Origin of the sequence: Streptosporangium saharense (assembly GCF_014203715.1) — a bacterium.
In the GTDB taxonomy this organism is placed as follows: Bacteria; Actinomycetota; Actinomycetes; order Streptosporangiales; family Streptosporangiaceae; genus Streptosporangium; species Streptosporangium saharense.
The window spans coordinates 178,931-198,214 of the sequence record NZ_JACHJP010000009.1 but is presented as its reverse complement, the minus strand read 5'-3'; the positions used below and the strand labels follow the sequence as shown (position 1 = coordinate 198,214).

Annotated in this window: 19 protein-coding genes; 10 read left to right on the top strand and 9 right to left on the bottom strand. The window is 72.2% G+C overall.

Annotated features, from left to right (window positions below; all coding sequences use genetic code 11):
* Positions 1 to 35 precede the first annotated feature (35 nt).
* From FHS44_RS31665 to FHS44_RS31650, 4 genes are read left to right on the top strand one after another with little or no spacing between them, the layout of a single operon-like run.
* Positions 36 to 1,499, top strand: a complete 1,464-nt coding sequence (locus FHS44_RS31665; protein ID WP_184721413.1) for an aldehyde dehydrogenase family protein — start codon at positions 36 to 38, stop codon at positions 1,497 to 1,499.
* Positions 1,496 to 2,248, top strand: coding sequence for an SDR family NAD(P)-dependent oxidoreductase (locus FHS44_RS31660; protein ID WP_184721411.1), 753 nt, complete (start codon positions 1,496 to 1,498; stop codon positions 2,246 to 2,248). Before FHS44_RS31665 ends, FHS44_RS31660 begins: the two co-directional genes overlap by 4 nt.
* Positions 2,249 to 2,274: 26 nt before the next feature.
* Entirely contained in the window at positions 2,275 to 3,492 is a 1,218-nt protein-coding gene (locus tag FHS44_RS31655) for an acetyl-CoA C-acetyltransferase (RefSeq protein WP_184721409.1), read from the top strand.
* On the top strand, positions 3,489 to 4,226 hold the full coding sequence (locus tag FHS44_RS31650) for an SDR family oxidoreductase (RefSeq protein ID WP_184721407.1): 738 nt from the start codon (positions 3,489 to 3,491) through the stop codon (positions 4,224 to 4,226). Before FHS44_RS31655 ends, FHS44_RS31650 begins: the two co-directional genes overlap by 4 nt.
* Positions 4,227 to 4,308: 82 nt before the next feature.
* Here the strand turns inward: FHS44_RS31650 and FHS44_RS31645 are convergent, their stop codons facing one another.
* Positions 4,309 to 4,908 (bottom strand): TetR/AcrR family transcriptional regulator, encoded by a 600-nt coding sequence (locus tag FHS44_RS31645; RefSeq protein WP_184721405.1) that lies wholly within the window; start codon positions 4,906 to 4,908, stop codon positions 4,309 to 4,311.
* Positions 4,909 to 4,998: 90 nt separating this feature from the next.
* On the opposite strand from FHS44_RS31645, the gene FHS44_RS31640 reads away from it, so the two are divergent.
* Positions 4,999 to 5,685 (top strand): SDR family oxidoreductase, encoded by a 687-nt coding sequence (locus FHS44_RS31640; protein WP_184721402.1) that lies wholly within the window; start codon positions 4,999 to 5,001, stop codon positions 5,683 to 5,685.
* A 283-nt stretch (positions 5,686 to 5,968) separates the two neighbouring features.
* Positions 5,969 to 6,634 carry an SRPBCC family protein gene (locus FHS44_RS31635; protein ID WP_184721400.1) on the top strand — a complete coding sequence of 222 codons (666 nt, stop codon included), beginning with the start codon at positions 5,969 to 5,971 and terminating at the stop codon, positions 6,632 to 6,634.
* 36 nt (positions 6,635 to 6,670) lie between these two features.
* On the opposite strand, the gene FHS44_RS31630 is transcribed toward FHS44_RS31635, so the two are convergent.
* Positions 6,671 to 7,120, bottom strand: a complete 450-nt coding sequence (locus FHS44_RS31630) for a DinB family protein (protein WP_184721398.1) — start codon at positions 7,118 to 7,120, stop codon at positions 6,671 to 6,673.
* Complete coding sequence (locus FHS44_RS31625) at positions 7,117 to 7,758, bottom strand: class I SAM-dependent methyltransferase (protein ID WP_184721396.1); 642 nt, start codon at positions 7,756 to 7,758, stop codon at positions 7,117 to 7,119. Before FHS44_RS31625 ends, FHS44_RS31630 begins: the two co-directional genes overlap by 4 nt.
* 96 nt (positions 7,759 to 7,854) lie before the next feature.
* On the opposite strand from FHS44_RS31625, the gene FHS44_RS31620 reads away from it, so the two are divergent.
* On the top strand, positions 7,855 to 8,436 hold the full coding sequence (locus FHS44_RS31620) for a helix-turn-helix domain-containing protein (protein ID WP_184721394.1): 582 nt from the start codon (positions 7,855 to 7,857) through the stop codon (positions 8,434 to 8,436).
* On the opposite strand, the gene FHS44_RS31615 is transcribed toward FHS44_RS31620, so the two are convergent.
* Positions 8,431 to 10,101, bottom strand: coding sequence for an arabinofuranosyltransferase AftB family protein (locus FHS44_RS31615; RefSeq protein ID WP_184721392.1), 1,671 nt, complete (start codon positions 10,099 to 10,101; stop codon positions 8,431 to 8,433). The genes FHS44_RS31620 and FHS44_RS31615 overlap by 6 nt on opposite strands.
* Positions 10,102 to 10,183: 82 nt before the next feature.
* Positions 10,184 to 11,275, bottom strand: coding sequence for an NADH:flavin oxidoreductase/NADH oxidase (locus tag FHS44_RS31610; protein WP_184721390.1), 1,092 nt, complete (start codon positions 11,273 to 11,275; stop codon positions 10,184 to 10,186).
* A gap of 112 nt (positions 11,276 to 11,387) precedes the next feature.
* On the opposite strand from FHS44_RS31610, the gene FHS44_RS31605 reads away from it, so the two are divergent.
* A complete protein-coding gene (locus FHS44_RS31605; protein WP_184721388.1) occupies positions 11,388 to 11,708 on the top strand; it encodes an ArsR/SmtB family transcription factor in 321 nt (106 codons plus the stop codon).
* A 354-nt stretch (positions 11,709 to 12,062) separates the two neighbouring features.
* Here FHS44_RS31605 and FHS44_RS31600 read toward each other — a convergent pair whose 3' ends face one another.
* From FHS44_RS31600 to FHS44_RS31590, 3 genes are read right to left on the bottom strand one after another with little or no spacing between them, the layout of a single operon-like run.
* Complete coding sequence (locus FHS44_RS31600) at positions 12,063 to 12,500, bottom strand: hypothetical protein (protein ID WP_184721386.1); 438 nt, start codon at positions 12,498 to 12,500, stop codon at positions 12,063 to 12,065.
* Positions 12,497 to 15,070 carry a multicopper oxidase domain-containing protein gene (locus tag FHS44_RS42040; protein ID WP_184721383.1) on the bottom strand — a complete coding sequence of 858 codons (2,574 nt, stop codon included), beginning with the start codon at positions 15,068 to 15,070 and terminating at the stop codon, positions 12,497 to 12,499. Before FHS44_RS42040 ends, FHS44_RS31600 begins: the two co-directional genes overlap by 4 nt.
* Positions 15,067 to 16,170: a DUF8744 domain-containing protein gene (locus FHS44_RS31590; RefSeq protein WP_184721374.1), complete on the bottom strand. Its 1,104-nt coding sequence runs from the start codon at positions 16,168 to 16,170 to the stop codon at positions 15,067 to 15,069. The genes FHS44_RS42040 and FHS44_RS31590 overlap by 4 nt, the downstream gene beginning before the upstream one ends.
* Before the next feature lie 242 nt (positions 16,171 to 16,412).
* Between FHS44_RS31590 and FHS44_RS31585 the strand changes: the two genes are divergently transcribed.
* Positions 16,413 to 16,904, top strand: a complete 492-nt coding sequence (locus FHS44_RS31585; protein WP_184721372.1) for a hypothetical protein — start codon at positions 16,413 to 16,415, stop codon at positions 16,902 to 16,904.
* 26 nt (positions 16,905 to 16,930) lie between these two features.
* Complete coding sequence (locus tag FHS44_RS31580) at positions 16,931 to 18,376, top strand: nitronate monooxygenase (protein WP_246436353.1); 1,446 nt, start codon at positions 16,931 to 16,933, stop codon at positions 18,374 to 18,376.
* A gap of 334 nt (positions 18,377 to 18,710) precedes the next feature.
* On the opposite strand, the gene FHS44_RS31575 is transcribed toward FHS44_RS31580, so the two are convergent.
* Positions 18,711 to 19,262: a hemerythrin domain-containing protein gene (locus FHS44_RS31575; RefSeq protein ID WP_184721368.1), complete on the bottom strand. Its 552-nt coding sequence runs from the start codon at positions 19,260 to 19,262 to the stop codon at positions 18,711 to 18,713.
* Positions 19,263 to 19,284: the final 22 nt, after the last annotated feature.

Below are 19,284 nucleotides of genomic sequence, written 5' to 3'. Positions count from 1 at the left end.
CACCCAGAGACGACAAGCAGCGAACGGACTGACTGATGGAGCTCTACCAGCACCGATGGACAGGCGAGAGCGATCTCGACCCGTTCGTGGTCAACGACCCCGCCGACGGGTCGGAGATCACCCGGGTTCGCCCGCACAGCGCCGAGGAGATCGACGCGGCCGTCACGCGCGTCGCCGGGGGCCAGGCGATCTGGGCCTCCCGTCCCCCGGCCGAACGGGCCAGGGCACTGCACGCCGTCGCCGACACCCTCCGGGCCCACGCCGAGGAGATCGCACGGCTTGAGACCAGGGAGAACGGCAAGCCGCTGGACCAGGCACGCGGCGACGTGTTCGCCTGTATCGGCCTTTTCGACTTCTTCGCCGCGGCCATCGTGGCGGAACACGGCCACGCCAGGCACACGCCGTTCTCGCTCGACACCACCGAGCTGGTGCCGTACGGCGTGGTCGGCGCGATCATCCCGTTCAACTGGCCGCCGATCCACACCGCGGGCAAACTGGCCCCGGCTCTCGCGGCGGGCAACGCGGTCGTCCTCAAACCCGGCGAACAGGCTCCGCTCACGCCGACCCGGATCTGCGAACTCGTCGCCGAGACGCTCCCCGACGACGTGGTCTCCGTGGTGCACGGCGGGATCGAGCAAGGGCAGTTCCTGGTGACCCACCCGGGCATCGGGAAGATCACCTTCACCGGGTCCCCGGGAGCGGGCCGGGAGGTCGCCAGGGCGGCGGCGGTCAACCACACCCCGGCCCTGATGGAGCTCGGCGGCAAGAACTGCCTGATCGTGTGCGAGGACGCCGACCTTCCCTCGGCGGCGGCCTGGGCCGTCGAGGGCGCCTTCTTCAACCAGGGCGAGGCCTGCACCGCCGCGTCGCGGATCCTGGTGCAGGAGTCCGTACACGACGCGTTCATGGCGCTGCTCAACGAGGCCACCGGCCGTCTGACCGTCGGCGCGGGCACCCGGCCCGGCACCCACGTCGGTCCGATGGTCACCGCCGCCCAGCGTGACCGGGTCCTGGAGTACATCGAGATCGGCACGTCCGAGGGCGCGACGGTCAGCGCGCGGGCCTGCCTGCCGGCCGATCCCGAGCTCGCGGGCGGCTACTACGTCGCCCCGACCGTCTTCGACGGGGTGACCCGCGACATGCGTGTCGCCCGCGAGGAGATCTTCGGGCCGGTGACCGCGGTCCTCACGTTCACCGACGACGCCGAGGCCGTCGAGATCGCCAACGACACCGACTACGGCCTCATCGCGGGCGTCTTCTCCGGGGACGTCTCCCGGGCGATGGCGATCTGCGGCGGCCTGCGGGTCGGCATGACGCTGGTCAACAACTACAACCGCGCGCTGACCGGCAACCCCTTCGGCGGCGTCAAGGCGAGCGGCCACGGCAGGGAGCACACCCTGGAGACACTGCGCGAGTACGGCTACGCCAGGCTGCTGCGCGTCCCGAACGGCAAGGTGCCCGTCCCGCGCTGGCAGACCATCGAGGGGCTGGTCCCGTGAGCGGCCCGACGACGCACACCGGCAGGGTGGCCGTCGTGACCGGCGGGGCACGCGGGTTCGGCGCGGCCATCGCCACGGAGCTGGCGCGCAGGGGCGCGGCCGTCGCGGTCGTCGACCGGGACGACGCCGCCGAGACCGTGGCCGGGATCGAGGCGGCGGGCGGCACGGCGCTCGCCGTACAGGCCGACGTCGCGGACCCGGACTCGGTGACGGCGGCCACCGGACGGATCCTCCGGCGGTTCGGCCGGGCCGACATCCTGGTCAACAACGCCGGGATCATCGTCGCCGGGGACTTCTTCGACACCGACTACGACACCTGGCGGCGGGTGCAGGCGGTGAACCTGGACTCGCAGTTCCTCATGGCCAGGGCCCTGGCCGGTTCCATGCGGCGCAACGGGTGGGGGCGCATCGTCAACGTCGCCTCCAACACCCTCGGACTGGTCGCCCCGCATCTCACCGCGTACATCGCGAGCAAGGGCGGGGTCGTCGGGTTCACCCGCGGCCTGGCCTCCGATCTCGCCGAGTACGGCATCACGGTCAACGCCGTCGCGCCGACCGCGTCGCGCACCCCCGGCGGCGAGGCCGCCATCACCGAGGAGGTGCTGCGGCTCTCGGCGCGGATGCAGGCGATCAAACGGGTCGGCGAGGCCGGTGACATCGTCGGCGCGGTCTGCTTCCTCAGCGGCGACGACGCCGCGTTCGTCACCGGCCAGACCCTCGTGGTCGACGGCGGCTGGGTCAGGGCCTGAGCCGCCCCTATTCCAAGGAGACATCCATGCCAGAAGCAGTGATCGTCGCGACCGCCCGGTCGCCGATCGGACGCGCCAACAAGGGGTCTCTGGCCACGGCACGCCCCGACGACCTCGCCGTCCAGATGGTGGACGCGGCGTTGGCGAAGATCCCCGAACTCGACCGGAGGCGGATCGACGACCTGATCCTGGGCTGTGCCCAACCGGCGGGCGAGTCGGGCCACAACCTGGCACGCGCGGTGGCGGTCCTGGCGGGCATGGACCACCTGCCCGGGGTCACGGTCAACCGCTACTGCTCCTCAAGCCTGCAGACCACCCGGATGGCGATGCACGCGATCAGGGCCGGTGAGGGCGACGTCTTCGTCTCGGCGGGGGTGGAGACGGTCAGCCGCTACGGGCTCGGCATGGCCGACGACCTCCCCGGCACGCACAACCCGCGCATGTCCGACGCCGAGCGCCGTACCCGGGAACGGATCGACGCCGCGGCGCCCTGGAGCGACCCCCGCGAGACCGGGGCACCGCCCGACCTCTACATCGCCATGGGGCAGACCGCGGAGAACGTCGCCCGGTACGCCGGGGTGTCGCGTCGCGACCAGGACGAGTTCGCCGTCCGCAGCCAGAACCTCGCGGAGAAGGCGATCGGCGACGGGTTCTTCCAGCGGGAGATCAGCCCGGTCACGCTGCCCGACGGCACCGTGGTGAGCGCCGACGACGGGCCACGGCCCGGCGTCACCCTGGAGGCGGTGAGCGCGCTGAAGCCGGTCTTCCGCCCCGACGGCACCGTCACCGCGGGCAACTGCTGCCCGCTCAACGACGGCGCGGCCGCCGTGGTCGTCATGAGCGACACCAAGGCCGCGGAACTGGGCCTGACGCCGCTGGCCCGGGTGGTCGCCACCGCCGTCTCCGGCCTGTCGCCGGAGATCATGGGCCTCGGTCCCGTCGAGGCCACCCGGCGGGCACTCGCCCTGGCGGGCATGGGGATCGACGACATCGACCTCGCCGAGATCAACGAGGCGTTCGCCGCCCAGGTGATCCCCTCCGCGCGGGAACTCGGAATCGACGAGGACAGACTGAACGTGAACGGCGGAGCCATCGCCCTCGGGCACCCCTTCGGGATGACCGGGGCCAGGATCACGACCACGCTCATCAACTCCCTGCGGTTCCACGACAGGGAGATCGGCCTGGAGACCATGTGCGTGGGCGGCGGGCAGGGAATGGCGATGATCCTGGAGAGGCTGTCATGACGACACTGTCCTTCGACTACGGCGGCCAGGTGGTCCTGGTGACCGGTGGGGCGCGGGGAATCGGCCGCGCGATCGGCCGGTTCTTCGTCGACGCCGGAGCGACCGTCTACCTGCTCGACTTCGACGGCGAGCAGGTGGCCGCGACGGCGGCCGAACTGGGCGCGCGGTGGCTCCGCTGCGACGTCGGCGACACCGCCTCGGTGAACGCCGCCGTCGACACGGTGATGGAACAGGCCGGACGGCTGGACGTCCTGGTCAACAACGCGGGGATCCTCAGGGACACGGTGCTGTGGAAGCTCACCGACGACGACTGGGAGCGGGTGATGACCGTCCACGCCGGTGGCACCTTCCGGATGACGCGGGCCTGCGTGCCCCACCTGCGGGCACGTGGCTACGGCAGGATCGTGAACGTCACTTCATACTCCGGGCTGCACGGCAACGTCGGGCAGGCGAACTACGCCACGGCCAAGGCGGGCATCGTCGGCTTCACCAAGACCGCGGCCAAGGAGCTGGCCCGCTTCGGGATCACGGTCAACGCCGTCTCACCGAGCGCGGAGACCCGCATGATCGCCTCCATGCCGCAGCGGAAGCGGGAGGAGATGGCCGCAGGCACCCCCATGGGGCGGTTCGCCGAGCCCGCCGAGATGTGCCCGGCCATCGGTTTCCTGGCGTCCCCCGAGGCGGGGTACGTCACCGGGACGGTGCTTCCCGTGGACGGGGGGCTGTCGATGTGACGACGCCGCCGCGGGGTCTCACCCGCGGCGCGGACCGCCCGGGGCTCGCACCGCCGAGTCCCGGGCGTCGTCTCGGGGAGGCTCAGGTGGGGCGGGGGTTGAGCAGGGTGTCGAAGAGGGTGTTCACCAGGTCTGGGGAGATGGCCGCTCCCGTCAGGGCGCGGTAGAGGATCGGGCCGACGAGGGCGTCGAGGGCGGCGTCGGGGTCGAGGGCGGGTGAGAGCTCGCCGGTGCCGATCGCGTGCGTGAGCATGGCGCGTTCCCGGTCGCGGCGCGGGCCGAGATAGTCCCGCTGGAAGGTCTCGGCCGTGCCGGGGTTGTGCTGCGCCTCGGCGATGAGGGCGAGCAGGACCGCACCCGCGGGGTCGTCGGTGAGGAAGCGCGCGAAGTCGTGCAGGTAGCCACGGACGTCCTCCGCCGTGGGCTCATCGGCGGGGACGGGGAAGCGTTTCTCGCTGTCCTCGACGAGCGTGTCGAGGAGGATCTCGACCTTCGAGGGCCACCAGCGGTAGATCGTCTGCTTGGCGACTCCGGCGCGACGCGCGATGGCCTCGATGGTCAGCGCGCCGAAGCCCTGTTCGACGAGCAGGTCGTCCGCGGCGTGGAGCACGGCCAGACGCGCGGCCTCGTCGCGCCGGTTGCCGGAGTGCGTCCTGCGGGCCTGGGAGTTCGCGGCGGGCATGCGAGACACCATACCGGGCTGCGATGCCGTGATACTGTCTAGACGCGACGTTGCGTCTAGACAAAGTTCCGTCATCGCGAAGGGGGAAGCATGTCCGAACGCCAGGCCCTGATCATCGGGGCCTCCCGGGGGCTGGGGCTCGTCCTCGCCAACGAGCTGGTCCGGCGCGGCTGGCACGTCATCGCCACGACGCGTCAGGAAGGCGGCGAGCTGCGGGAGAACGCCGACGCCTGGGACGGGCGGCTGGAGGTCGAGTCGCTGGAGATGACCAGCCCCGAGCAGCTCGCCGCCCTGCGCGAGCGGCTGTCCGGCCGTCGGCTCGACCTGCTCCTCGTCAACGCCGCGATCGACCGGGGAGACCTGCCGATCGGCGAGGTTCCGACCGACATGTTCGTCGAGGTGATGGTCACCAACGCGTTGAGCCCGCTGCGCGTCCTTGAGGCCCTGGGCGAACTCGTCGTGCCCGGGGGGACCGTCGCGGTCATGTCGTCCGAGCAGGGCAGCGTCTCGCGGAACACCGAGCCCGGTTACGAGCTCTACAAGGCCAGCAAGGCCGCGCTCAACCAGTTGGTGCGCAGTTACGCCACCCGCAACGCCGACGACGGGCGGACCAAACTGCTCATCGACCCCGGCCACAACCGGACCCGGCTCGGCGGGCCCGACGCGCCGCTCATTCCCCAGGAGAGCATTCCGGCCGTCGCCGACGTTCTCGAATCGCAGGCCGGTGTCCCCGGCCTGCGATTCCTGGACCGCGACGGCGAGACCGTCCCGTGGTGAATCCGGGTGAGCGTCCCGCCCCGGGAGAATCGCCTCCCGTGTGACCGGCCGACCGGCATCGCGGAGGAGATTCCCCTGTGACCTCCGTGTGTTCACGCGGGCCACAGGAGAAATACCCCGCCGGTCTCCCACCCGTTCACATTGCCCACGACATACCGATTTTTCCGCATATACCCGGAAATCTCTCCATTTATGGAAACACGCTTTCCGGAAATAGGCTGACCGGGAGCCAGTCTTTATGCACTCACCGTCAATTGTTTCTCACCGTTCGTTAGGAAGCTCAATGACGATGTTCGGCACCAACCCGTCGAATTCCTCCAGGCGGTTCCTGACCAGGGCGCGCGTGGCCGCGCTCGCGGTCTCGTTCGCCGCCACCGGCGTGCTCGCGGGCACCGTCCCCGCCCAGGCCGCGACCACCCGCGACACCGTCGCCCACCACGACGGGCTCCAGTGCCGTGGGAAGGGCGTCGACTCGACCGCGAAGATCAGATACAAGACCGAGATCCTGATCAAGGCGCCGTTGAGCACGATCTGGAACCTGCAGACCGACGTGGCGCGCTGGCCCACCTGGCAGGAGCCCGTGACCAGCGCGAAGCGCCTCGACCCGGGCCCGTTCCGCGAGCACTCGCGGTTCCGGTGGACCACCCCGGTGCCCGAGACCCCCCACACCCCGGCCACCACGCTGGTCATCACCTCGACCGTCGGCCAGCTCAGGCACCAGGCGTGCATCCGCTGGACCGGGCCCGCGATCGGCGAGGGGCTGCGCATCGACCGCGGCGTCCACGTCTGGACCTTCACCAAGGTCAGGGGCGGCGTCCTCGTCCGCACCGAGGAGACCCACGCCGGGGAGCAGATCGAGACCGACGTGCCCCTGGCCACCGAGTTCCTCGGCCAGGGCCTTGAGGCGTGGCTGAAGGCCCTCAAGGAGACCGCGGAGGCCCGCGCCTGACGGATTCCGCGACGGGCCGGTCCGGTGACCGGCCCGTCAGCGGCCCGTGGATCCGTCGATCCGCTCGCGGAGGATGTCGGCGTGACCGGCGTGCCTGCCGGTCTCCTCGATCATGTGCGCCAGGACCCGTCGCATCGACGGCGCAGCCCCGGGACGTGGCGGGCGCGGGGCGGGCAGGGCCAGGTCCTGCCAGGCGTCGATGACCCGGTTCGCCCGTTGGACGGCCTCGCGGTAGTCGGCGAGCACGCCCTCCACGGTGTCCTCCTCGGACGGCCGCATGGTCGCGTCCCAGTCGCCGACGTCCTCGCCGAGGAAGTAGAACCGCTCGACGCACGCCAGGTGTTTGAGCAGCCCGAGGAGGTTGGTTCCCGAGGGCACCCCGGCCGTTCTGACCTGCGGTTCCGGTACCCCCACGACCTTGTTCGCGATCGAGCTCCGCAGGCCGTCGAGGATGCCCAGCAGGGTGTCCTTCTCGCCCGCCGTCATCGGGTCACCGTCCCCGCGGCCCGCTGGACGAGCAGGACGTTGTCGACGACGGTCGCGGTGGCCAGGCGGCTGGGCGTGTCGGCGCGCAGGACGGACCAGTCCTCGGGGTCGAGGTCGAGGTCCGCGGCGACCTCCCGAGGGGTGGGGTGGTGGGCGCCGGGGTCCTGGTTCCACGACCAGGGCGCGGTTGACCCGTGGTCGACGACCAGCAGCAGCCCTCCGGGACGCAGTGCTTGTACGGCGGCGCGCAACACCTGGACGCGGGCCAACGGGAACGGCGTGTGGAAGTACTGGGCGGAGACGAGGTCGAACTCGCCCGCCGGGAAGCTCCCGGCCAGGTCGTGCTGTTCTGCGGTGACCCGGTCCTCAAGTCCGAGTTCGCGGGCGCGTCGCCGTACCCGCTCGACGGCCGTGGTGGAGATGTCCACCGCGGTGACGCGCCAGCCCCGCTGGGCGAGCCAGACGGTGTCGCCACCGGCGCCGCAGCCGAGGTCCAGGGCGGTGCCGGGACTCAGCGGCGCGACGGTCTCGGCGAGCAGCGGGTTGACGTGGGTGTCCCAGGCGCGCCGGGCGCGGTAGTACCGCTCCCAGAACAGCGCGGCGTCCGTGGTGGGCCGTTGAGGTTGGGTGGAATCCATTTGTTCTGCCCCCTTTGTTGACCGGTGGTGTATCGACAGCATCGCCACCCGCCTTTCCTGGTTGCAAGAAAAATTGCGGATCCGCATCATGGACGCATGGAAACCCCCGAAGGAGACGTGCTGGCCGGTGTGGGGCCGCGGCTGCGTGCGCTACGCCACCAGCGGGGCGCCACGCTGGCGGCGCTGGCGGAGGAGACCGGGCTCACGGCGAGCACCCTGTCCCGGCTTGAGAACGGCAGGCTCCGCCCCACGCTTGAGCAGTTGCTGCCGCTGGCCAGGGCGCACGGCGTCCCGCTCGACGATCTGGTCGCGGCGCCGCCGACCGGTGACCCGCGCGTCCACCTGCGGCCGGTGCGGCGGTCCGGGCTGACGCTGGTGCCGCTGACCAGGCGGGCCGGTGGCGTCCAGGCCTACAAGGTGGTCTATCCCCCGGCCGGGCGGGCGTCCACGAAGAAACCGCGGTCCCACGAGGGATACGAGTGGTTCTACGTCCTCAACGGGAGCGTCAGGTTCGTGCTCGGCGAGCGGGAGTTCCTGCTCGGCGTCGGGGAGGCCGCGGAGTTCGACACCCGCGTGCCGCACTGGATCGGCAGCGCCGACGACCGGCCCGCGGAACTGCTCGTCCTGTTCGGGCCGCAGGGAGAACGCGCCCATCTGGGCGCGCGCCGTACGTCATGACGGGCAGGAGACGCCGGGCGGGGAGAAGCGGAAGGCCGTGCGGGCGGGGGCACCCACCAGGTTGTCCCAGAACCGGCGCGGGGTCAGCGGGGCCCTCGTGGCCTCCAGCAGGTCCAGGAACCGGCCCCCGGCCAGCTCTCCCCTGATCCGCTCCACCTCGGCCCCGAACCGCGCGTCCCGCAGCGTGACCCCCCTGGCCATGTAGTCGGCGTAGACGTACTCGAAGGGAAGGGGCTTCTCGTGCCCGACCCGCTGCCCGCACGCCGACGTCATGTGGCTGCCGAGGGCGTTGGCCAGGCCGAGCCGGTCCACGACGAGCACGTCCAGCGGGAGGGAGGCCCCCAGCGTGCCCAGCACGTCGCCCGTCACGGCCAGGCGCGCGGGGCCGTCGTCTCGCAGCGGCACCGGCCCCAGCCCCGTGCCGGGCACGTGCAGGCCGATGTCGGTCCGCGCGCCCAGCGGCTCGGCCCTGGCCCGGACGTAGGACTCGGCGGTGACCGGGTGCGGATCCCGCGTCCAGGCGACGTAGAAGCCGCGTTCGTCGGCGATCCCGTCGGGGCCGACGTTCCACGCGTACGGCACCCTGAGCGAGGTGGCGCAGAGCACGGCCCACAGCGCCACGGCCACGCAGACGAGCCCGGTCATGGCGCGTGGCGGCAACACCATCGCGGGAAGCAGGACGAGCAGCAGGGCGGGCAGCAGCATCCGGCCGTGCATGAAGTCGCCACCGACCCGCAGGACGTACAGCAGCGTCAGGACCCCGGCCAGCAGCGGGGCCAGTGACGCCACGAGGTCCCGGCGGGTACGGCAGGCCCACAGCGCCAGCGGGACGACCGCCAGCAGGGGGCCGACGAGCTGGTAGGTCAGCACCGTGTCCCCGGCGTAGAGGAGGCCGCGCGCCCACCGGCTCTCCCCCGCCTCCTTGGCCAGGGCGGTGTTGGGCACAAGAAGGCCGTAGTAGCCCATCCTGAAGACCTGGTAGGCGACCGGCAGGGCCACGGACATCGCGAACCACCGGACGGCGGCCCAGCGGCCCGGCCACCGCAGCACGAGCAGCGCGCCGAGGAAGACCAGGTAGGCCAGGGTCAGCTCCGGCCGGACGAGGGGCGCAAGACCGAGGACGAACACCGGCGGCAGCACCGGGCCTCCCCAGGCCGCCCTGACCAGCAGCCACCACGACAGTCCCGTCCACAGGAACACCAGCCCGGTCTCCAGGCCGGAGGTCGCGAACTCCCAGAACGGCGGCAGCGCGAGGACCACCAGCACCCCGGCGGGCAGGAGCCAGCCCGAGCCACCGTGCAGGCGCACGGCACCGAGCACGGCGAACGTCACGGCGCCGACCGTGCACCCCAGGCCGAGCAGCACCGCGACGAAGGCGGCGTCTCCCCCGCTCACCCAGGAGACCAGCGCGACCAGGTAGGTCCACGCGGTGCTGGTGCCGGTCTCGACGCGTTCCCCGACGTTGAAGACCGGCCCGTTGCCCGCGAGCAACTGCCGTACGGTCCGGGTGACGATCAGGCCGTCGTCGCTGATCCAGCGGTTCTGCCATCCGGCGAAGGCCGTCACCACCGCCGCCAGCACCGTGACCGCGTGGTTCCACCTCCGCGCCCACCACGGCGACCGCATGGCGACCGGGACGTGACCGGGCGGGGAGACGACGTCCATACCGGAACCTCGCGTTCACCGGGGGCAGCTCTTCAGGTGTGCGGACCGACCACCAGCGTAGTTGATCTTCCTGACCCCTGGCTCAGACGGCGTGACGGTACTGGTCGGGCCAGGGAGCGGAGGCCGCCAGCTCGCGGGCCGCCCGGTGCGGCCAGTGGGGGTCGCGCAGCAGCTCACGCCCGAGCAGTACGGCGTCGGCCTGCCCCGAGGCGACGATCTCCTCGGCCTGGTGCGGCTCAGTGATCAGGCCGACGGCGCCGACCGGCATGCCGGTCTCGGTGCGGACCCGGGCCGCGAACGGCACCTGGTAGCCGGGGCCGAGGGGGATCCGCACGCCGGGGGCGTTGCCTCCGGTCGAGGTGTCGAGCAGGTCGACGCCACGGGAGAGCAGCTCCTTGGCCAGGAGCACGGTCTCGTCCGCGGTCCAGCCCTCGCGTTCGTCCTCGGGGTTCTCGGTGAGCCAGTCGGTGGCCGAGACGCGGAAGAACACCGGGAGTTCCTCGGGCCAGACGGAACGTACGGCCTCGACGACCTCAAGGGCGAGCCGGACGCGGTTCTCGAACGGGCCGCCGTAGTCGTCGGTGCGGCGGTTGCTGTGCGAGGAGAGGAACTCGCCGATCAGGTAGCCGTGCGCGCCGTGCACCTCGACCACCTGGAAACCGGCCCGCAGGGCGCGCCGGGCCGCCTGGGCGAAGTCGTCGACGACGCGCCGGATCTCCTCCCGGGTCAGCTCCTTCGGTACCGGGTAGCCCTCGGCGAACGGGACCGGGCTCGGCCCGACCGGCTGCCAGCCGCCGCCCGTGGCGCCGACCGGCCCGCCGCCGCGCCACGGCCGGTCCGTCGACGCCTTGCGCCCGGCGTGCGCGAGCTGGATGCCGGGCACGGTGCCGTGCTCCCCGAGGAAGCGGGTGATCCTGGCGAACGCCCGCTCCTGGCGGTCGTTCCACAGGCCCAGGTCGGCGGGGCTGATCCGGCCCTCCGGGGAGACGGCCGTGGCCTCGGTGAGGATCAGCCCGGCGCCGCCGACCGCGCGGGCCCCCAGGTGGGAGAGGTGCCAGTCGTGCGGCACCCCCGTCTCGGGGCCGTCCGTGGCCGCCGAGTACTGGCACATCGGCGCCATCCAGACGCGGTTGGGGATCGTCAGCGAGCGCAGGGTGATGGGGTCGAACAGCATGGGGGCCTCTCGGTTCGTTCGACGTCGGCTTGTACGACAGGCATCGTAATACGAAACTCATCGTAGTACGACAAATGGCGTAATATGGAGAGGTGAGGGGGTGCCAACGCACATGAGGGTTCTGGAACATCCGGACGTCGAGGAGATCCACCTGGAGGCGGTGCTGCACGCGCTCGCCGATCCCATGCGCCTGGAGATCGTGCGCTTCCTCGCCACGACGGAGGACGGAGCCGCGTGCTCGGAGATAGAACTGGCCGTCACCAAGTCCACCGGGACGCACCACTACCGCGTCCTGCGTGAGGCCGGGGTCATCAACCAGGTCTACCGGGGCACCGCGAAAATCAACTCCCTGCGCAGCACCGACCTCGACACCCTCTTCCCCGGCCTCCTCGCCAGCGTCATCTCCGCGGCCACCAGACGATCACAACGGTGACCGTTGCCGTGGAACCGGACGGCACGGCATGGGGCACCCCGGGTCCACGAACCGCGCCGCGGGCCACCTCGTGGGTTCGCGGACGACGACACGCGTCCCCCATGGTCCACGGACGGCGGCACGGACGCCTCGCAAGTTCATGGACCGCGACACGGGTAACCCGGCGAACCACGGACGACGCCCGGGTCGCCCGTGGAGTCCACGGACGACAACACAGATCCCGCAGGGTTCACGGACCGCGACATGGACCACCCCGTAGGTCCACAAACGGCGGTACGGATCAGCCATGGGTTCACGGACGGCCCAGTTCAGTGAACCCACGGACCGCGACACGACCCCCGTGAGTCCACGGACTCAGGTGGCGGGCAGGGCGGTGGCCAGCAGTACCACGCCGACCGAGCCGACCAGTGCCGTCACCGCCATGGTCCGCGCCAGGCCGGGGCGTTTGGCACCCGTCGCCCAGCCGTGCAGGGCCGCGGCGACCATGACCGCGCAGAACAGCAGCAGTTTCGCGGCCAGGATCCGCCCGTAGCCGGGCTCGGCCAGCGAGGCCCAGGTGACGCCCTTGTGCCAGGCGAGGGCGACGCCCGTGCCGAGCTGCACCGGCAGGAACACCGCGCCGGTGAACATCCCGAAGCGGCGCCCGACCGCCCTCAGCACCTGGCCACGCCGTTCCACGTCCAGCAGGCGCCGGGCCAGCGGCAGCAGCACCAGCGAGACCGTCAACTGCCCGCCGACCCACAGCGCCGCCGACAGCACGTGCGCGAAGCGCACCACCGTCCACCAGGTCATCGCACGCCCACCCGGAACAGCCCGTGCGCTCCGCCCTCGGCGTTGCGCATCAGGTGGTCGACCACCGGATAGGTGCCCGGCTCGGGAAAGACCAGTTCGGCGAAGCCTCCCTGCGCCGGGGCCAGATCCAGCACCTGCGCGCCCCCAGGATCGTCGGCGCGCAGCCGGTAGGCCCCCTCCTCGTAGACCGTGTCGAACGGCGCCCCCACGACGTGCAGCGCCGTACCCGAGTTCGGCCCGGCGGCGACCGCCCAGATCCGCACCCGTTCACCGGCCTTCGCCTCCAGCGGGGCGTGGTCGTAACCGGCGGCGGTCCCGTTGAACATCCACCCGTCGGGACGGCCCTCGCGCAGCTTGACGACCTGGGCGTCGCTGCCCGGTTCCCCGAGGTAGAGCTCCCCGGAGACCAGGAGATACTCACGGTCCGCGCGTGCCAGGTCCGGAGGATCGATGATCACCGCTCCGTACATGCCGTTCGCGATGTGCTGGCTCATGGGCATGGTCGAGCAGTGGTACAGCCACGCCCCCGCGTAGTCCGCGCGGAACCGGTAGACCAGCCGCTCGCCCGGCTGGATCGTGCGCATGGGCCCGTCGGGGGCGGTCGCCCCGGCGTGGAAGTCGATGCCGTGCCCCATGGAGCCGCCGTTGACGAACGTCACCGTGAAAACGTCGCCGACCCTGCCCCGCAGAACCGGCCCGGGAACCGTCCCGTTGAACGTCCACACCCGCTGCCGCACCCCGGGCGCGACCTCCCGCACGACCCGGTCGTCCACCCGGATCTCCACGGCGTGCTCGCTGCCGCCGGGCGCGGGCCTGAGTGTCGCGTCGTACGGCTTCCAGCCCGGCGACATCGGCGCGGCGAGGTCCAGAGGGCTCATCATGCCGCCGTGTTCCTTGTGCTCGGTCCCCGCCTCCGGCTGGGTGCCGGTGGGGACGATCCGCATCGTCATACCGGCCGCCCGGTGCCCGGCCACGGTGCACCAGCCGTCGACCGCCTCGCCGAGCGGCTTCAGCGTCAGCGTGGCGCTCTGCCCCGCCGCCAGCAGCGGGGTGCGCTCACCGGTCGCCAGCCGCAGGTCGTGGCGCTGGGCGTCGGTGTTGGTGACGCGCAGGGTCAGTACGGTGCCGGGGGCGGCCTCGATCACCGACGGCCGGACACGCATCCCCGACAGTGTCACCTCGACCGTCTTGGCGCCCGTGGCGACGACCGTCGTCGCGGGACCGGATCCGCCACTGACCGCGACCACGACCGCGGCGGCCGTCAGCAGGCACCCCGCGGTCACCCCGGCCAGGACGGGACTGGGACGCCGCACCCCCGGGGTGGCCGGGGTGGCCGCCCGCAGCAGGGTGACCGCGGCCAGCACGACGAACGCCGCGCCCGAGGCCAGCACCAGGGCCCAGCCCAGCAGGGTGAGCGGACGCGGCACGGGAAGCGCGAGCAGCGGCGCCCCGAGGTTGAAGGCCGCCAGCCGTACCGTCCAGCCGCGTTCGAGCGTCGCCGCGTTCTCCTTGAACCGGGCCGGGCCGCCGCCCAGCACGGCGGGAAGCAGGTGCAGCAGCGAGCCGAGCAGCACCTGGGCGACGAACCCGGCCAGCACCAGCGGCAGCAGCGGCTCCAGCGCCCCGGCGACCTCGCCCGTCGGCCGCGTGACGACGATCACCGCGTTGACCACGAGCGCGATCTCGAACCAGACGACCCCGGCCCCCAGCGTCCAGGCCGCGCCGGTGTGCGGGCGGCGGGCGCGCACCGCCTCCACGAGCGGCACCAGCGCCGCCGCCGTCCCGGCCGCGTACGTCACCAGTCCGGCGGCCGCCACCCAGCGGAGATCCACCAGCAGGCCACCGGTCAGCAGCGTCAGGCCGGGAACGGTAAGCCTCAGCCCCATGGCGGAGGCTCTGCGGGTCCGCTCGGACAGACGCGTGCGCAGCACCGTGGGCCAGAGCGTGAACAGCGTGCCGAGCACGGTCAGGCCGACCCAGCCGAACAGGTTCACCTCGGCGTGCGCCGCCTGCGTCCTCTCGTGCAGGACGCCGCCACCGGCCTGCGCGGCCAGCAGCCCACCGAGGACGCCTCCGGCCGCCAGCGCCCCGGCCGCGCACACATACCAGGCGACGACGTGGCTGAAGCGGCCGGGAAGCGCGCGGCGGGCCAGCCGTACCAGCGCGACCGCGTGCCAGAGCACGACCGCCACGACCACGGCCGCCCCTCCCACGGCGATCGTGGCGGGTCCGGCCGCCACGCCGTACAGCACGGCCACGGTGGCGGCGTTGAGCAGTCCCAGCCTGGTCAGGCCGAGGCGCGGGTCCGGCGTCTGGGCGCGCAGCAGCACCACGGTGAAGTGCTCGCTCCAGATGAGGATGGCGGTGGTGACCGCGCCGAGCAGGAAGACGTGGATCAGCAGCCAGCGCGGGGCGGGCAGCCCCTCCCCCGCCAGCGCCGTCGCGACCGTCAGCCCGAGCCACGCCACCACGAGCGCGTTGGCCCGCAGATGCCACGGCGCGCGACGGCGTACCGGCTCGCTCGGTCCTGACGGCGGTCTCTTCCCGATGCTGATCTCGACCGGTGTCACCTCTGTCGCCTTTCGGTCGGCGGCCGAAGCGCCAGCGTGACGGCGCATCCGGCGAACATGAGCAGGGCCGCCTCGGCGAGCACCCCGCCCGCCGTACGCACCGCTCCCGCGCCCGCCAGGTCACCGGCGACGCGCAGCGCGACGGCGGCGTGCAGCAGCGCCAGCGGCGCGTACAGGATCGGCCGGTACGGCAGGCGGATCCGCAGGACGGCGGGCAGGATGACCGGGGCGTGCCCGAAGACCATCGACATGACGAAGCCCAGGAACACCGCGTGCAGCGCCGCGTCGTAGAGGTAGGAGCCCGAGGCCAGGCCGGTGGCCGTCCACAGGACCCCGGAGAGCGCGAGCCAGCCGTACCCGGCCAGCAGGCACACCGCCGTGTAGCGGGGCAGGCCGTGCGCGCGGACGGTGCGCCGGGCGACGTCGTACCACGCCAGCCAGGCGGCCACCGCCAGCAGGCCCACGCCGGTGATCCGCGCCCCGGTCACGGGGTCCCAGACCGAGTACACGGCGCCGACGCCGAGCAGCGCGGCGGCGGCGAGCAGGCCCCTCGCCACGCCGGGCCGCAGCATGGTCACGTGGGCCAGTTCCAGGCGTTCCCCGGCGATGGTCAGCACCTGGAACGCGGCGAACCAGGCGACCAGCTCGGAGACCGGACGGCCGCCCAGCCAGAGCAGCCCGCTCACGTACCAGGCCAGCGCCCCGCCCAACTGCAGGAGCGTCTCGCGGCTCAGGCGGCGGCCCAGCAGCGCCAGGTAGATGCCGACCAGCCAACCGGCCCCGGCGGTCAGCGCCACCTGTCCCGGCTTCTCGGCTCCGGCGGCCAGGCAGACGGCGCCGAGGGCCGAGAGCGCGGGGGCGGCGTAGCCCCAGCGGCTGCGCAGCGCGACCGCGCGCTCCAGGCAGATCAGGGTGCCGAGGAAGCCCAGCGCCATCAGCGGCCCGTGCTCGCGCGGGAACGTCTCGGGCGCGGGAATCCCGGGGATCAGGAGCGCGAGTCCGCCGTAGAGGCCCGTGAGCAGCGCGGCGGCGGCACCGGCCAGCATCGGCAGACGGCCCACGGCCGAGCGGGACCCCACCCTCGGCGGTTCTGCAAGCATGGCCGTTCTCTTCCGCTGGATGTCACGGGGCGCTGAATTCACTTCACGGTAAAGCTCGGAGGGGGCTGCGGGCACGGGCTCAAAGGCCGTCATCGGCGGGACCAAAGTCCTTCGGGCCGCCCTTTACCGGGATTTGGGACTTTCGGCCTCGCGGGCAGGGGCCTGTGGCCCTTCATCGCGCCCCGCCCACGGCCGAAAGCTCCTGACAGGAACCCGTGCCGTTACGACGAAGGAGACCTCTCATGAACGATCCGCGCCGGTTGGCGACGACGCTGGTTGGCGCCGTCGGCGTCACCACCCTGGCGGCCGGTGCCGTCATGGTGGCCCGTGGTCTGCGGGGCAGGGACGAGATCCGCGACGAGCTCTCCCAGCAGCGGATCACCTTCCCGGAGAAGGGGCTGCCCGAGGAGCTCACCGCGTACGCCGGGTGCCAGGTGGAGGACGGCGTCCAGGCCCGCGCGTTCGCCGACATGATCGGCGGCAACGTGCGCCTCGCCACCAGGGACCGGTCCTACTCCGAGATCACCGCCGAGCTGCACGCCGCCGGTGGCCAGGACGAGGCCCTCAGCGCGCTGCGCCAGACCGCTTTCATGGGCGAGACGCTGCGTGCCTCGCTGATGACCGCCTACCAGGCCTGGCAGGTCACCTCCCTGGCGGTCGGCCTGGGCACGGTCCTGATGGGCACGGGCGCCGCCTTCGTCACGGTGAGCGCCGTACTGTCCGCCGACAGATGACCACGTCCCGACCAGGAGGTCCCGTCTTGACGCTCGACACCGCCGACGACACGTTTCCCACGATCATCCAGGGCGGGATGGGAGTCGGCGTGTCCGGATGGCGGCTGGCGCGGGCCGTCTCCGCCGCGGGGCAGCTCGGTGTCGTGTCCGGGGTCGCCCTTGACCTCGTGCTGGCCCGCCGGTTGCAGCAGGGCGACCCGGACGGCGACCTGCGCCGCGCCCTGGACGCCTTCCCCTTCCCCGAGGTCGCCCGGCGGGTCAGGGAGCGCTACTACGTGCCCGGCGGCATCGCCCCCGGCAAGCCGTACCGGCCGGTGCCCAAACTCGGCCTGCGCCCGCACCGGGGCAGGACCGAGCTGACCGTGACCGCCAACTTCGCCGAGGTGTTCCTGGCCCGCGAGGGTCATGACGGCCTCGTCGGCGTCAACTACCTGGAGAAGATCCAGCTCGCCACGCCCGCGGCGGTCTACGGCGCCATGCTCGCCGGGGTCGACTACGTGCTCATGGGCGCGGGCATCCCCTCAGAGATCCCCGGCCTGCTCGACGCCCTCGCCGTCCACCGGCCCGCCGAGATCTCGGTCACCGTCGCCGGGGCCGAGTCCGGGCAGCGTCACACCGTCGGCATCGACCCGGCGACCCTGCACGGCCCCCTGCCGCCGCCCCCGCTCAGGCGGCCCCGGCTCCTGGCCATCGTCTCCTCCGACATCCTGGCCACCTACCTGGCGAGGAAGCCGGAGACGCGGCCCGACGGGTTCGTGGTCGAGGGTCCCGTCGCCGGTGGCCACAGCGCGCCGCCCCGGGGCAGACTCCAGCTCGACGAGGAGGGCGAACCCCTCTACGGTCCCCGCGACCGGGTGGACACCGCCAAAGTCGCCGCGCTGGGGCTGCCGTTCTGGCTGGCCGGTGGTCACGCCGACCGGCAGGCGCTGACGCGGGCGCTTGAGGTGGGCGCCACCGGCGTTCAGGTGGGTACGGCCTTCGCCCTGTGCAGGGAGTCCGGTCTTGAGGAGAAGCTCAGGCGCCGCCTGCTCGACGCCGCCGTCACCGGCACCCTGCCGGTCCGCAACGACCCCGACGCCTCCCCGGCGGGCTTCCCCTTCAAGGTCGCCTCCTTGCCGGGCACCGTCGCCGACCCCGACGTCTACACCGCCCGTCCACGGCTGTGCGACCTGGGACATCTGCGCGTGCCGTACCTCAAGACAGACGGCGAGGTCGGCTACCGCTGCCCCGCGGAGCCCGTGGACACCTACGTCCGCAAGGGCCGTCCGGAGAGCGACACGGTAGGCCGCAGATGCCTGTGCAACGGGCTCGTCAGCGCGATCGGGCTCGGTCAGCACCGCTCGGACGGCTACGTCGAGCCGCCCCTGCTCACCCTCGGCCAGGACCTCGGCTTCCTCACCGACCTGCCCAACGACCACACGGCCGCCGACGTCATCACCCACCTCCTCGGCGGCCTTCCCGGTCCCGGCTGACGTCGGCGAGTAGGGCACGCCCCCGGCCCGGCTCGCGCGGGAGTCTTCCATGCCGGTACGGCGAGCCCGTCCCCGTCCGGTTCATCGGTGCTTCGTCGCGGACGTGGCGTCTTCCGTGCCGGTACAGCGAGCCCGCCCTGGTCAGCATCGGTAGAGGCGCTCCCCCCGGCCATTGGACCGCGGACAACGGCGATGCCCGGCACTCACTGATTCGAGTGCCGGGCATCGCCGTCATCTCCCCCTCACGGCCGGGGCCGCCGCTCTCCCACGGTCCCGAACGCCGGGAACGCCGGACCCCGCTCCGCCGCCCTCGGCCGAGACGCCTCCCCGCGTCTCAGCCGAGGGCCGCGACCAGCTCCTCCTTGGTCATGGAGCTGTAGCCCTCGACGCCCTTCTTCCTGGCCTGCTCGACCAGTTCCTCCTTGGTGCGGCCCTTCGGCCTGGGCGGCTTGGCCAGCTCCACGGCCTTGGCCTGGCTGAACGCCTTGCCCATCGTGACCAGCTTGTCGGCGGGGATGGCCTTGGCCATGGCGGGGAGGATGTCGGTCTCCTCCTCCTCGACGTGGTGCTTGACCGCCTTGATCATCTGTTCCAGCACGGTCGCGAACTCCGACCGGTCGGGGTCGGTCTCCATGAGGGTGGCCAGGAGCTCCTCCGCCTCGTGGTGCTCCTCGGTCCCGTGGCGGACCTCGCCGCGCTCACCGGGGTCGGCCTTGGCCAGCTCGGGGTAGACCCTGGCCTCCTCGGCGCGGGCGTGCGCGACGAACTTCGCGGCCAGCTCCGCCACCAGGGCGGGCCGGTTCTCCGGCTGATTCCTCAGCTTCTCGAAGATCGTCTCGACGTCACGGTGGTCGGCCATGATCAGCTCGATGACGTTCTGGGGCATACTCGCCTCCTCGGTTTCAGGA